Source organism: Roseateles violae, from assembly GCF_030410485.1.
GTDB lineage: Bacteria > Pseudomonadota > Gammaproteobacteria > Burkholderiales > Burkholderiaceae_C > Roseateles_D > Roseateles_D violae.
Genome location: NZ_JAUHHC010000001.1, coordinates 574,528 through 587,429, shown reverse-complemented (window position 1 = coordinate 587,429; position 12,902 = coordinate 574,528). Strand labels below are relative to the sequence as shown.

At 71.4% G+C, this 12,902-nt stretch carries 15 protein-coding genes; 5 read left to right on the top strand and 10 right to left on the bottom strand.

The annotated features are described in order from the left end of the window. Positions 1-3: 3 nt before the first annotated feature. From QWJ38_RS02535 to QWJ38_RS02490, 10 genes are all read right to left on the bottom strand, one after another. On the bottom strand, positions 4-978 hold the full coding sequence (locus tag QWJ38_RS02535; protein WP_290357460.1) for a tetratricopeptide repeat protein: 975 nt from the start codon (positions 976-978) through the stop codon (positions 4-6). Further along, complete coding sequence (locus QWJ38_RS02530) at positions 962-1,333, bottom strand: cytochrome c-type biogenesis protein (protein ID WP_290357459.1); 372 nt, start codon at positions 1,331-1,333, stop codon at positions 962-964. The genes QWJ38_RS02535 and QWJ38_RS02530 overlap by 17 nt, the downstream gene beginning before the upstream one ends. Next, positions 1,326-1,859 (bottom strand): DsbE family thiol:disulfide interchange protein, encoded by a 534-nt coding sequence (locus QWJ38_RS02525; protein ID WP_290357458.1) that lies wholly within the window; start codon positions 1,857-1,859, stop codon positions 1,326-1,328. Before QWJ38_RS02525 ends, QWJ38_RS02530 begins: the two co-directional genes overlap by 8 nt. After that, positions 1,856-3,841, bottom strand: coding sequence for a heme lyase CcmF/NrfE family subunit (locus QWJ38_RS02520; protein ID WP_290357457.1), 1,986 nt, complete (start codon positions 3,839-3,841; stop codon positions 1,856-1,858). The genes QWJ38_RS02525 and QWJ38_RS02520 overlap by 4 nt, the downstream gene beginning before the upstream one ends. Next, entirely contained in the window at positions 3,838-4,281 is a 444-nt protein-coding gene (gene ccmE / locus QWJ38_RS02515) for a cytochrome c maturation protein CcmE (RefSeq protein WP_290357456.1), read from the bottom strand. The genes QWJ38_RS02520 and ccmE overlap by 4 nt, the downstream gene beginning before the upstream one ends. Further along, positions 4,278-4,454 carry a heme exporter protein CcmD gene (ccmD, locus tag QWJ38_RS02510; RefSeq protein ID WP_290357455.1) on the bottom strand — a complete coding sequence of 59 codons (177 nt, stop codon included), beginning with the start codon at positions 4,452-4,454 and terminating at the stop codon, positions 4,278-4,280. Before ccmD ends, ccmE begins: the two co-directional genes overlap by 4 nt. A 7-nt stretch (positions 4,455-4,461) precedes the next feature. Beyond that, positions 4,462-5,229 (bottom strand): heme ABC transporter permease CcmC, encoded by a 768-nt coding sequence (gene ccmC, locus QWJ38_RS02505; RefSeq protein ID WP_290357454.1) that lies wholly within the window; start codon positions 5,227-5,229, stop codon positions 4,462-4,464. A gap of 7 nt (positions 5,230-5,236) precedes the next feature. Next, on the bottom strand, positions 5,237-5,917 hold the full coding sequence (gene ccmB, locus QWJ38_RS02500; protein ID WP_290357453.1) for a heme exporter protein CcmB: 681 nt from the start codon (positions 5,915-5,917) through the stop codon (positions 5,237-5,239). Continuing rightward, on the bottom strand, positions 5,914-6,534 hold the full coding sequence (gene ccmA, locus QWJ38_RS02495) for a cytochrome c biogenesis heme-transporting ATPase CcmA (RefSeq protein ID WP_290357452.1): 621 nt from the start codon (positions 6,532-6,534) through the stop codon (positions 5,914-5,916). The genes ccmB and ccmA overlap by 4 nt, the downstream gene beginning before the upstream one ends. A 138-nt stretch (positions 6,535-6,672) precedes the next feature. Then, the gene (locus QWJ38_RS02490) at positions 6,673-7,056 is read right to left on the bottom strand and encodes a hypothetical protein (protein ID WP_290357451.1); all 384 of its coding nucleotides are present in this window, start codon (positions 7,054-7,056) and stop codon (positions 6,673-6,675) included. A 727-nt stretch (positions 7,057-7,783) separates the two neighbouring features. Between QWJ38_RS02490 and QWJ38_RS02485 the strand changes: the two genes are divergently transcribed. The 5 genes from QWJ38_RS02485 (at position 7,784) to QWJ38_RS02465 (ending at position 12,901) form a co-directional block, all read left to right on the top strand. Further along, positions 7,784-9,013 carry an RtcB family protein gene (locus tag QWJ38_RS02485; protein WP_290358048.1) on the top strand — a complete coding sequence of 410 codons (1,230 nt, stop codon included), beginning with the start codon at positions 7,784-7,786 and terminating at the stop codon, positions 9,011-9,013. A 91-nt stretch (positions 9,014-9,104) separates the two neighbouring features. Beyond that, a complete protein-coding gene (locus tag QWJ38_RS02480) occupies positions 9,105-9,524 on the top strand; it encodes a hypothetical protein (RefSeq protein ID WP_341850473.1) in 420 nt (139 codons plus the stop codon). Between the two features lie 67 nt (positions 9,525-9,591). Beyond that, positions 9,592-10,011: a VOC family protein gene (locus QWJ38_RS02475; protein WP_290357450.1), complete on the top strand. Its 420-nt coding sequence runs from the start codon at positions 9,592-9,594 to the stop codon at positions 10,009-10,011. A gap of 142 nt (positions 10,012-10,153) precedes the next feature. After that, positions 10,154-12,169 carry a winged helix-turn-helix domain-containing protein gene (locus tag QWJ38_RS02470; RefSeq protein WP_290357449.1) on the top strand — a complete coding sequence of 672 codons (2,016 nt, stop codon included), beginning with the start codon at positions 10,154-10,156 and terminating at the stop codon, positions 12,167-12,169. 120 nt (positions 12,170-12,289) lie between these two features. Continuing rightward, positions 12,290-12,901, top strand: a complete 612-nt coding sequence (locus tag QWJ38_RS02465) for a PEP-CTERM sorting domain-containing protein (RefSeq protein WP_290357448.1) — start codon at positions 12,290-12,292, stop codon at positions 12,899-12,901. The last annotated feature ends 1 nt before the right edge of the window (position 12,902 follow it).

Genomic DNA, 12,902 nt, shown 5'->3' with positions numbered 1-12,902 from the left:
GCCTCAGCGCAGGGTCTCGGCGATCTGCAGCTGCAGGCCGCGCGTGCCGACGGCGACCGGCGCGCTGAGCGCCTGCAGATCGCCCGGCTGCGGCAGCGCCTGGCCGCTCTTGCTGATGCGCGCGCCGACGATCACCTGGCCGGCGCCAGAGAGCTTGGCCGCCGGGCTCATCGCCAGGCTGTCGTCGAGGCGGAAGTCCAGCGGCAGCTCGCGCGCGGTCTTGCGCAGGATGGCCAGCGGCATCGGCGGCCCCTGCACCGCGCGCGCGAAGATGAACAGCGTGTCGCCGGGCGCCACCTGCGCGGCCAGCGCCGGCGCCAGCGTGACGCGGCCCTCGATCACCGCGCCGCTCGCGGCGGCCGGCTCCTGCCGGGTGCTGGCGACCTGCGCCTGCGTGGCCGCTTCGGTGTCGGCGATCATCGCCTCGAACTCGCGCGCCAGCTCGCTGCCCGGCTCGGACAAGGCCAGCGCGCGCTGCCAATGCCGGCGCGCCAAGGCCGGCTCGCCGCGCCGCAGCGCTGCGCTGCCGGCCAAGGCCAGCGCCTTCTGGTTGTCCGGGTCCAGTGACAGCGCCTGCTCGACCAGACGCAGCGGCTCGCCCTGCAGCTCGCCGCCATGGGCCGAGGCCAGCATGTCGGCATAGTCGGCCAGCGCCTGCGCATCACGCGGCCGCAGCGCGATCAGCTGGCGGTAGGCCTGCACCGCCTCCGGGAAGCGGCCCAGCACGGCGTAGGAGCGGCCCAGCATCGCCCAGCCCTGGGCATCGTCGGGCTGGCGCGCCAGGCGCTGGGCCAGGCGATCGACCATCTCGTCCAGCGCCGCCTGCTGCGGCTCCGGCGGCGGCACTTCCAGCCCGGCCGGGTTGCCGAGCCAGGCATAGCCGCCGGCCGCGAACAGCGCGACGAAGGCGCCCACGCCCAGCCACAGCTTGAGGCCCGGCCGTGCCGCGGCGCCGCCGGCATCAATCTCGCTCGCCATCGGCGTTCTCCTCGTCCTCGGGCTCGAAGGCCTCGTCGGCCAGGCGCTGGCGGCGCCGCAAGGTGATCGCCAGCGCGGCCAGCGCGCCGCCCGCTAGCAGCGCCGGGCCGCCCCACAGCAGGGCGGTCGTCGCCTTCAGCGGCGGGCGGTAGAGCACGAAGTCGCCGTAGCGCTGCGTCATGTAGTCAAGGATCTCGCGTTCGCTCATGCCGCGGTCCAGCATCTCGCCGATCTGGCGGCGCAGGTCCTCGGCCAGGCCGGCCTGCGAATCGGCGATGGTCTGGTTCTGGCAGACCAGGCAGCGCAGCTCGGCCGCCAGCGCCATCACCCGTGCCTCGCGCTGCGCCTTATCCATGGCCCTGCAGCTCCTTCAGCAGGGGCTCGATCTTCTCGCGCAGCAGCTGCGGCGTCAGCGGGCCGATCTGCTTGTAGCGCACGCGGCCGGCGCGATCGATGACGAAGGTCTCCGGCACGCCATAGACGCCGAAGTCGATGCCGATGCGGCCCTCCGGGTCGAACAGCGAGTCGCGGTAGGGGTCGCCCTGCTGGCGCAGCCAGTCCAGGCCGGCCTCGCGCCGGTCCTTGTAGTTCAGGCCGTAGATCGGCAACTGCTGGCTGCGCGCGAACTCGAGCAGCAGCGGATGCTCGTCGCGGCAGGCGCCGCACCAGGAGGCCCAGACATTGAGCAGCCAGACCTGACCCCGCAGGTCCTCGCTGCGCAGCATCCGATCCGGCTCGGCCAGCGCCGTCGCCGCGAAGGCGGGCGCCGGCTTGCCGATCAGCGGCGAGGGCACCTCGCGCGGATCGAGCCGCAGACCGGCGGCCAGGAAGCCGGCCAGCAGCAGGAACAGGCCCAGCGGCCACAGAAAGCGGCTCTTCATGCGGAGCCGCCCTCGCCCAGCGCGCCGCCGGCCGCCTCTTGCGTCTGCGCGCGGCGCTGCCGGTAGCGCCGGTCGCTGGCGGCCAGCGCGCCACCGGCCATCATGACCAGGCAGCCGACCCAGATCCAGCCGATGAAGGGCTTGATCTGCAGGCGCAGGATCCAGGCGCCGCTGGGCAGCGGCTCGCCCAGCGAGATATAGACGTCGCGCGTCGGCCGGGTGTCGATCGCGGCCTCGGTCATGGGGTTCTCGGAGCCGCCGTAGCGGCGCTTCTCCGGCGCCAGCATCGCGATGAGGCGGCCCTCGCGGCTCAGCGCGATGCGCGCCTGCACCGCCTGGTAGTTGGGCCCCTGCACCTCGCGCAGGCCCTGCAGCTCGAAGCGGTAACCGGCCAGCTCGCTGCTGGCGCCGACGGCCAGCTCGACGTCGCGGCTGTGCTCATAGGTCTTGACCATGGCGACGCCAAAGGCGAACAGGGCCACGCCCAGGTGCGCGATCCACATGCCGATCAGCGCGCGCGGCAGCAGCGCGGCGCGGCCCAGCCAGTTGTCGGCGCCGCCATGGCGCAGCCGCGCCAGCAGGTCGACCGCGATGCCGGCGACGATCCAGTAGGCGAGGAAGAGGCCGGCCGTCGTCAGCAGCTCGATGCGGCCGGCCAGCGCGCCGGTGGCCAGCGCCGCCGCCAGTGCCGCCAGCGGCGCCCAGCGCAGCCGCCGCCACAGTGCGCGCGCCTCGTCCTGCTTCCAGCGCGCCAGCGGGCCGGCGCCCAGCAGCAGCAGCAGCGGCGCCATCAAGAGGCCGAAGACGCTGTCGAAATAGGGCGGGCCGACGCTGATCTTGCCGCCGCCCAGCGCGTCCAGAAGCAGCGGGTACAAGGTGCCCAGCAGCACCGCGCCGGCCGCCGCAGCCAGCAGCATATTGTTGGTCAGCAGCATCGCCTCGCGCGACAGCGCGCCGAAGCGCTGGCCCAGGCCGATGCGCGGCGCGCGCCAGGCATAGAGCAGCAGCGAGATGCCGATCACCAGCACCAGCAGCAGCAGGATGAAGAGGCCGCGGCGCGGGTCCGTCGCGAAGGCATGGACCGAGGACAGCACGCCGGAGCGGACCAGGAAGGTACCCAGGAGCGACAGCGAGAAGGCCAGGATGGCCAGCAGCACGGTCCAGGCCTTGAAGGCGCCGCGCTTCTCGGTGACGGCCAGCGAATGCAAGAGCGCCGTGCCGACCAGCCAGGGCATGAAGGAGGCGTTCTCGACCGGATCCCAGAACCACCAGCCGCCCCAGCCCAGCTCGTTATAGGCCCACCAGCTGCCCAGGCCGATGCCGAAGGTCAGGAAGATCCAGGCCGCCGCGGTCCAGGGCCGGGTCCAGCGCGCCCAGGCCGCGTCGAGCTGGCCGCCGATCAGCGCCGCCAGCGCAAAGGCGAAGGCGACCGCGAAGCCGACATAGCCCATATAGAGCATCGGCGGGTGGATCACCATGCCCGGGTCCTGCAAGAGCGGGTTCAGGTCGCGGCCTTCGGCGGCCGGCGGCAGCAGGCGCTCGAAGGGGTTGGAGGTCAGGATGGTGAACAGCAGCAGCCCGGCCGAGACCAGGCCCAGCACGGCCAGGATGCGCGCCAGGAAGGGCCGCGGCAGGCCGCGGCTGAAGGCGGCGACGGCGACGGTCCACAGGCCCAGCATCAAGAGCCACAGCAGCAGCGAGCCCTCGTGCCCGCCCCAGACGGCGGCCAGCCGGTAGGCCAGCGGCAGCGCCCGGTTGGAGTTCGCGGCGACATAGAGCACCGAGAAGTCGTAGCGGACGAAGCACGCCGCCAGGCAGGCGAGAGCGGCCAGCAGCAGCAGGAACTGCAGCAGGGCCAGCGGCCGGCCCAGCGCCATCCAGTCGGCGCGGCCGCGCTGCGCGCCGGCCAGCGGCAGCACCCCCAGCGCCAGCGCGACCGCCAGGGCCATCAGCAGCAGCAGCTGACCGAGCTCGGGGATCATGGCTTCGTTCCCTCCTTGCCCGCGCGGCCCGCCTGACGCAAGGCCTCGGCCGCCTCGGGCGGCATGTAGTTCTCGTCGTGCTTGGCCAGCACCTCGCGCGCGGCGAACACGCCGTCGCTGCCGAGCTGGCCCTGGGCGACGACGCCGCGGCCCTCGCGGAACAGATCCGGCAGGATGCCCTCGTAGCGCACCGGCACCGTGCGCGCCATATCGGTGACCAGGAAGCGCACCGTCACGCCCTCGCGCTGCAGGCTGCCTTGCTGCACCAGGCCGCCGATGCGGAAGGAGCGCCCGGCCGGCGCCTCGCGCGCGGCCACCTGGCTGGGCGTGTAGAAGAAGACCAGATTGCTGTTGAAGGCGTTCAGCACCAGCGCGCTAGCGACGCCCAGCGCGCCCAGCGCAGCCAGCACGATCAGCGCGCGGCGCCGGCGCGGCGTCATCGCGGCGCCTCCTCGTCCTCGAAATCGGCCAGGCCCGCGCGGGCGGTGCGCAGCCGCTGCCGCACGCGCCAGGCCTCGACCGCCAGGGCCGCCAGCGTGACGCCGTAGGAGCCCCAGACATAGAGGCCGTAGCCGCCCATCGCGAGGAAGTCGTCCAGCGATCGCCAGTTCATTGCGTCATCACCTCCTGCCCGTCTCGCCGCGCAGCGCCTGCGCCCAATGGCTGTCGCCTTCCTGCTCGAGCACGATCGCGCGCGCCCGGGTGAAGGCGACGGCGAAGCTGTAGGCCCAGAAGCTCAGGGTCATCAGCAGCATCGCCGTCAGCATCGTGCCGGCCATCTTCGGCGCCGCGCTGAAACTGATTGTCGCGCCCTGGTGCAAGGTGTTCCACCAGCGCACCGAGAAATAGATGATGGGGATGTTGACCACCCCGATCAGCGCCAGCAGGGCGCCGGCATCGGCGGCGCGGCGCGCGTCGTCGATCGCCTCGGTCAGCGCGATATAGCCCAGGTAGAGCAGCAGCAGGATCAGCTCGGAGGTCAGCCGCGCGTCCCAGACCCACCAGGTGCCCCAGGTCGGCCGGCCCCACAGCGCGCCGGTCCACAGCGCGATGAAGGTGAACAGCGCGCCGGTCGGGGCCAGCGCGCGCGCATACATGGCCGCCATGCGCGCCTTCAGCATCCAGCCGCAGGCGGCCCAGAAGGCCAGCACCAGATAGATCAGCATCGACATCCAGGCGGCCGGCACATGGATGAAGATGATGCGGTAGGACTCGCCCTGCTGGTAGTCGGTCGGCGCGACGAAGAAGCCGATGTACAGGCCCGCCAGGCCGGTCAGCAGCGCCAGCGCCCAGCACCAGGGCGCGGCCGCACCGGCGAAGGCGTAAAAGCGCGCCGGCGCGGCCAGCCGGGTCCAGCGCAGCGGGGCTTGGGTGCTGATCGTCTGCATGGCGGGCTCAATCCAGCGAGATGCGCAGCGCCGCCGCCGTCGCCCAGGGCGCGCCCAGCGCGGTGACGATCAGCAAGGCGCCCAGCAGCGACAGGTGCGGCCGCGGCGACAGGCCGGCATCGGCCGCGGCGACGGCCGCGCTGCCGAAGATCAGCGCCGGCACCGTCAGCGGCAGCACCAGCAGGAACAGCAGCGCCGCGCCGCTGCGCAGGCCCAGGGTCAGCGCGGCGCCGACCGCGCCCAGCAGGCTCAGCACCGGCGTGCCGAGCAGCAGCGAGGCCAGCAGGGTCGCGATCGCCGGCCCCGGCAGACCGAACATCAGGCCCAGCAGCGGTGCCAGCAGCAGCAGGGGCAGGCCGGTCGTCAGCCAGTTCGCCAGCACCTTGCCCAGCACGATGGACACCAGGGGCTGCGGCGACAGCAGCATCTGCTCCAGCGAGCCGTCCTGGTGGTCGCCGGCGAACATCGGCGTCACTGCCAGCAGCGCCGCCAGCAGCGCGCAGACCCACAGCAGGCCCGGTGCGATCTGGCGCAGGGTCTGCGGCTCCGGCCCGACGCCGAGCGGGAACAGGCCGGCGGCGACGATGAAGAAGCCCAGCGGCAGCAGCGCCTCGGCGCGGCGCCGCCCGGCCAGGCGCAGATCGCGCCGCGCCACGGCCAGCAGCATGCCCATGCCGCTGCCGCTCATGCGAGCGCGCTCCAGCGCTGCAGATCGATCTCGCGGGCGCCGGCCAGCGTCAGCGGCTGGTGGCTGGCCAGCAGCACCGCGCCGCCGCGCGCCGCATGCGCCTCGATCAGCGCCGACAGCGCGGCGGCGCTGGCCGCATCGAGCGCCTCATAGGGTTCGTCGAGCAGCCAGCAGCGCGCCGCGCTGCCGCCCTCGTCGAGCGCCAGCCGCGCCAGCGCGCCGCGCCGCCGCTGGCCCTGCGACAGGGTGCGCACCGGCGCCTGCCGGCGCGAGGCCAGGCCGAGACGGGCCAGCGCGCCTTCGCAGTCGCCGCCCTGCCCGCCCAGCCGGCCGAGAAAGTCCAGCGCCTCGCCGAGGCTCAGATCGTCCTTCAGCGCGTTCGCGTGTCCGATATAGACGATGCCGGCGCGCGAGCGCGCATCGAGCGGCGCATCGTTCCACAAGACCTGACCCTCGGCCGGCCGCGACAGGCCGGCCAGGATGCGCAGCAGGCTGGTCTTGCCGCCGCCGTTCGGGCCGCGCAGGCAGTGGATGCTGCCAGGGCTCAGGCGCAGCTCGAGGCCGCGGAACAAGAGGCGCCGGCCGCGTCGGCAGGCCAGCGATTGCGCGCTCAGCATGGGATTGGGTGCGGCTGCTCGTGTCTTGCGTTCATCTCAGGGCGGCTCAGGCGGCCGGCGACGATGGGATGAGTCTACGGGCCGGCCGTGCCCGCAGCAACCGGCGCCGGGCGCCGGCCGCAACACCCGGCCCTGCGCTCAGCCGGTGGCCAAGCCCGCGATGCCGCGCAGCTGCTCGCGCAGCGCCTTGCGGGCGGGCGATTTGCTGGCCCGCCAGGCGGCCAGCGCCAGCTCCATGAAGGCGCGCTCGGCGGCATTGGGCAGCTCGGCCACGGCGCCGGCGCGCGCCTCGTCCAGCCAGCCGACGGGCTTGCCGCCATGGCTTTCGATCTGGCGCGCCAGCTTGTCGCCGATCGGGCGGGCGGACTTGATCTGGCTCCACATGCTGGGCGAGATCTGCAGGCTGGCGGCGAAGGCCTGCTCGAGGCCCTTGGGCGGCGCACCCGCGGCCAGCGCGCGCTCGGCATAGGCCTGGAACAGCGCCAGCGCGTTCTGTCTTCGGAGAAGGGTGATATTGGCCAAGGCGATGCAAAACAACAACAGCGGATTCGAGCGCGATTGTCGCAAGCGCTTGACGATGAAGTAAAGACTATTTACAGTGTGCCCCATCGTTCAACGCGCTGCCCGACCTTGTCGAGTGGCCCCATCCAACAGAAAGGTTTCATCGTGAACAGCGCCAGCCTCATCAACGCCAAGCAGGAGTCCCGTACGGGTCTGCCGGCGTTCATGTGCGCTGCTGCCATCGCCTTGACACCGCTGGCGGGCTCGGCCCCCAGTCATCCGGGAGAGGATCACGCCTTCGTGTAGGCGCGCCTCCCAGCTCTGTTCCACAGAGGCCCGGATTCTGCAAAGGATCCGGGCCTCTTGCTTTTCGGCGCGTCTTGGCGCCTGGCAGCAGTACATCGTCGTCCGACTTCGGCTGTGTCCTTGCACTCCGTTGCCGCACTGAAAGTCTTGGTGTTGGCGGCACGGGATGTGCGCGGGGCCGATCGCAATGGGCCAGCCCCACGTGCAGCGACACACCGCCTCCGACGGGAGGGTCGCGCTTGGGCACAGCCGAAGTCGGTCAGAAGTCCCGCGTCGAGCTCAGGCCTCGCGGGACGCAAACCGGCCGCAAGGATTGGGCGGCGCCGGAACCCGTGACCGGCATCTATTTGCGCGCCCGGCCGCGAACACGGAATGCGGAATGCCCGCCGGCCGGAAAGCCGGCGCTTCCGAGAACAAGCAAACAAGGAGAAGAATCATGAACATGATGAACAGCGAGGAGGCCCGGCACCTGACCGAAACCGTCCCCGGCGGGGTGCCGATCAAGATGTGGACACGGGGCGTGCCGGTCGAGGAGGCGGCCAAGCGCCAGCTGGCCAATGCCGCGCGCCTGCCCATCGTGTTCAAGCACATCGCCGCGATGCCGGACGTTCATCTGGGCATAGGCGCGACGGTCGGTTCGGTGATCCCGACGCTGCGCGCCATCATCCCGGCGGCGGTCGGCGTCGACATCGGCTGCGGCATGATGGCCGCCAAGACGACGCTGCGTGCCGAGGACCTGCCCGACAACCTGGCGCCGCTGCGCGCCGCGATCGAGCGCGCGGTGCCGCATGGCCGCTCGCCCGGTGCGCGCGATCCCGGCGCCTGGCAGAAGACGCCCGGCGCGGTGAACACCGCCTGGGCGCAGCTGGAGCCCGAGTTCAAGGAACTGTGCCGCGACTACCCCAAGCTGGCCAAGACCAACCACCTGAACCATCTCGGTACGCTGGGCTCGGGCAACCACTTCATCGAGGTCTGCCTGGACGAGCAGGGTGCGGTCTGGTTCATGCTGCACTCGGGTTCGCGCGGCGTCGGCAATGCGATCGGCACCATGTTCATCGAGCTGGCCAAGCAGGACGCGCTGCGCAACAACGCCAAGCTGCCGGACCGCGACCTGGCCTACTTCGAGGAAGGCGCGCGCTACTTCGGCGACTATGTGCGCGCGGTCGGCTGGGCGCAGAAGTTCGCCGCGCTGAACCGCGAGGTGATGATGCGCCGCGTCATCGAGGCGGCCAAGACGGTGATCCACAAGAACTTCCAGTCGCATATCGAGGCGGTCAACTGCCACCACAACTATGTGCAGAAGGAGCGCCATTTCGGCGAGGAGGTCTACGTCACCCGCAAGGGCGCCGTCAGCGCCAAGGCCGGCCAGCTGGGCATCATCCCCGGCAGCATGGGCGCGCGCAGCTATATCGTGCGCGGCAAGGGCCACGCGGACAGCTTCGAGAGCTGCTCGCACGGCGCCGGCCGGGTGATGAGCCGGGGCGACGCCAAGCGCAGCTTCACGCTGGCCCAGCACCGCGCGGCAACCGAGGGCGTCGAATGCCGCAAGGACAAGGACGTGCTCGACGAGACGCCGGCCGCCTACAAGGACATCGACGCCGTGATGGCCGCCCAGGCGGAGCTGGTGGACATCGTGCACACGCTCAAGCAGGTGGTCTGCATCAAAGGGTGAACGGGCCGGAAGCATTCCTTTACATGCCGGCGGTAGGCCGGCGCGGCGGGCGCTGCGTTGTACATCCACAGCCCGTTCGAAGGAGGCTCGCATGAACACCATTGCAAACCGCTCGCGCACCCGCATCCTGCTGGGAGGGGCGGCCCTGGTCCTGTTCGGTGCCCTGGGCGCCAAGGCCGCGCAGGCGCATACCGATGTGCGCTGGTCGGTCAGCATCGGCCTGCCGGCGCTGCCGGTCTATGTTGCCCCGGCGCCGGTCTACGCTCCGCCGCCTCCGCCGGTCGTCTATGCGCCCGCGCCGGTCTATGTGCCGCCGGCCCCGGTCGTCGTCTATGGCGGCGCGCCGGTGCGCAGCTACTACGGCGGCAATTACGGGGGCTACTACGGCGGCGGCTACGGCCATCGCGGCGGCCATCACCATGGCCAGCCGCAGCAGGTGCGCTGGGACCGCGACCGCGACGGCGTGCCGGACCGCTGGGACCGCCGTCCGGACAATCCGTACCGGCGCTGAACGAACAAGGGGGATGGGTTTGCAGGCCGCGGGACTACAGTAGTCGCTCCGATCCAAGGAGCCCGCGATGCGAATCGATCCCTATCTGTTCTTCAACGGCCGCTGCGAAGAGGCGATCAATTTCTACAAGGCCGAGCTCGGCGCGGAGTTGCAGATGATGATGCGCAACTCCGAAAGCCCCGAGCCGCCACCACCGGGCATGCTGCCGCCGGGCAGCGAGAACAAGATCATGCATGCCTCGCTGCTGATCGGCGGCGCGCTGGTGATGATGTCGGACGGCCGCGCCGACGGCGACACATCGTTCAAGGGCTTCTCGCTGTCGCTGGACTGCGCCGACGAGGCCGAGGCGCGTCGCGCCTTCGATGCGCTGGCCCGGGGCGGCCGCGTCGACATGCCGCTGGGCAAGACCTTCTGGGCGCCGCTGTTCGGCATGGTGGCCGACAAGTTCGGCGTCGCCTGGATGGTCGGCGTTTCCGGGCAAAGCTAGGCAGCGGGCGCCGCCGGCTGCCCGCGACCGGCGGCGCCCGGAGGCGATGGGTCAACGCGCCTCCTATCGATTGGGGATGGACGCGTTGAAGCATGGAGGGGCCGCTGATACGGTCCTCTCCAGCCGCTCGCAAATCCTGGTGATGAACGATCGCTCCGCCCTGTCGCAGTCATGGCCGTCGCGCCAGGGCGGGCTGAACTTGGCGCAGGAGCCCGACTTCCGGCTGGGCACGCTGAAGATCCAGCCGTCCACGCTGCAGGTGGAGCACGACACGGGGCTGCGCAGAAGCCTGGAGCGCCGCGTCATGCAGGTGCTGGTGGTGCTGGTGCACTCCGAAGGGCGGGTCGTGTCGCGCGATGAGCTGATCGAGCGCTGCTGGGCTGGGCGCGTCGTCGGCGACAACGCCATCAACCGTGTCATCTCGCGCATCCGGCTGCTGGCGGCCGCGATAGGCGGGACCGGCTTCGAGATCGAGACGATCCCCCGGGTCGGCTACCGCCTGAAGCGGGTCGAGCCCGGCCAGCCACCGACGGGCTCGAAGTTGGAAGAGTCCTCGAACGAAACCGGCGGCGGCCCCTCGCGTGGGCCGGAGCGGCGCTTGGGGGCGAGGCGCGCGTCGGCGCCGAGCTCGGCGGCGCGCCGCTTATGGCTGGCCGCGCCGATTGCCGCCGGCACGGTGGCCGCGCTGGCGGGTGCCGGCTGGTGGTTCGGTCGCCGGGAGCCGGTCGTCGCCGAGGCGGCACGCGGCGTCACGCTGGCGGTGCTGCCGTTCAAGCCGCTGGCCGAGCAGGAGCGCGAGAAGCTGCTCGAGCTGGGCATGGCGGACAGCTTGATCATGCGTCTGTCCAGGGTGCCCGGGCTGGTGGTCAGATCCACCGGCTCGACGCTGCGCTATGCCGGGCCGCAGCAGGACACGATGCGCGCCGCACGCGAACTCGATGTCGACTGGATCGTCGACGGCTCGCTGATGCGCGACGGCGCGCAGCTGCGGGCCACGGCCAGGCTGCTGCGCAGCGCGGACGGCGTCGCCGTATGGAGCGGCAGCTTCGACGAGAAGATCAACAATATCTTCGATGTGCAGGACCAGATCTCGCAGCGCCTGATGCAGGCGCTGGCGCCCCTGATCCAATCGGCGGTGCAGGCCGCGCCGGCCACCGCGGCGCCGGGCGGGGGCACCCGCAACGCCGAGGCCTACCAGCTCTACCTGGCGGCGATGTGGCGCGCTCAGGGCCAGCGCCTGGCCGATATCGAAAGAGCGCTGCAGCTGCTCGACCAGGCCTTGAGCCTCGATCCGGGCTATGCGCTGGCCTGGACCGGCCTGGCCTGGACCCACCGGCGCGGGCTGTGGATCGACGCCCGCCCCAGCGCCGTGTTCGAGCCGGCCAACCGGGCGCTGAAGAACGCGCTCGCGCTGGCACCGGACCTGGCCGAGACGCGCGCCGGCATCGGCTTCAGCCTGTACTGGTTCGACTTCCACTGGTCGGCGGCGGAGCGCGAATTCCGCGCCGCGCTGCGCAGCAACCCGAACTCGGCCATCGCCCATTTTGGACTGGCCCAGCTGCTGCTCACGCAGGACCGCATCGACGAGGGCCTGGCCCATATGCGCCAGACGCGCGAGCTCGACCCTATGTCGGCCGTTTTCAACACGCTGGAAGCCAGCTTCCTGCTCGACGCGGGCCGGCTGGCCGAGGCCGGCCGCAGGCTGGATCGGGCGCTGGAGTTCGGCCCGCAACTGTGGCTGACGCATCTGACCCTGGGGCTGCTGCGCATCGCCTCCGGGCAGGACGACCAGGGGCTGGCGGCGCTGCGCCGGGCCGTCGAGCTGGGCGGCGACATCTCGCGTCCCAAGGCCGTGCTGGGTGTGCGGCTGGCGGGCATCGGGCAGCGCGAGGAGGCGCGCGCGCTGCTCGACGGCTTGCTGCAGCAGGCGCAATCGCGCTATGTGCCGCCGACCTCGCTGGCGGCCCTGCATGCCGCGCTGGGCCAGGAGCTGCCGGCCCTCGATGCGCTGGAGCGGGCCTGGCTCGAGCGCGACACCCGCCTGATCTACCTGAAGGACGACCCCCACTGGCGCAGCCTGCAGCAGCAGCCGCGCTTCCGGGCCCTGAAGGCAAAGCTGCGGCTGGATGGCTTCGGGCGGGGCCTGTCGCCCGTCTGAGAAGCCGAGCCGACGAAATCACCTCGCCATCACCGATTCATCACCTGCAAGATATCGCCGCCGCGCCGCTTGGCGGCCAGACTCGGCTTGCGCCGACTCGGCGCGCAGCAGGAGCATTCCATGATCGACAAGACCTTGCGCGGCCTTGGCGCCGCAAGCCTGGCAGCTCTCGCCCTGGCCACGTCGATGCCGGCCGCGGCGCTGACCATGCCACTCGATGGCACGATCTACCTCGCCGGCGGCGGGGCCGCCCCCGGCGGGCGCTGCGCGCCGGATCTGACCATCTTCAACACCAATATCGGCACGACGAATTCGAACCACGGCGTCTTCATCTTCAACTCGAGCGAGTGCATCAAGCCGCCGCCGCCGACGACCACCTACGACGGCATGTTCAGCTTCCAGTTCGCCACCGGCTCCCTGGAGGGAACCACCTTCAGCGTGCTGACGGACAGTGGCACGCCGGGCGTTTTCAATCTCGACGGCCTGTTCGTGGTCACCGGCGGCACCGGCAGCTTCGCCGGTGCGACCGGCGAGCTGCGCAAGCGCGGCATCCTCGACCGCCGGGAATTCCCGCCCAATGCCACGGCCCTGATCGGCTTTGTCGGCACCGTCAGCCTCGTTCCCGAGCCGGCCAGCTACGGCCTGATGCTGAGCGGCCTGGGCCTGCTAGCCCTCGGGCTGCGGCGCAGGCGCGCGGGCGCGGCGGCCGGTCCCGAGACGACGGCCGGATAGC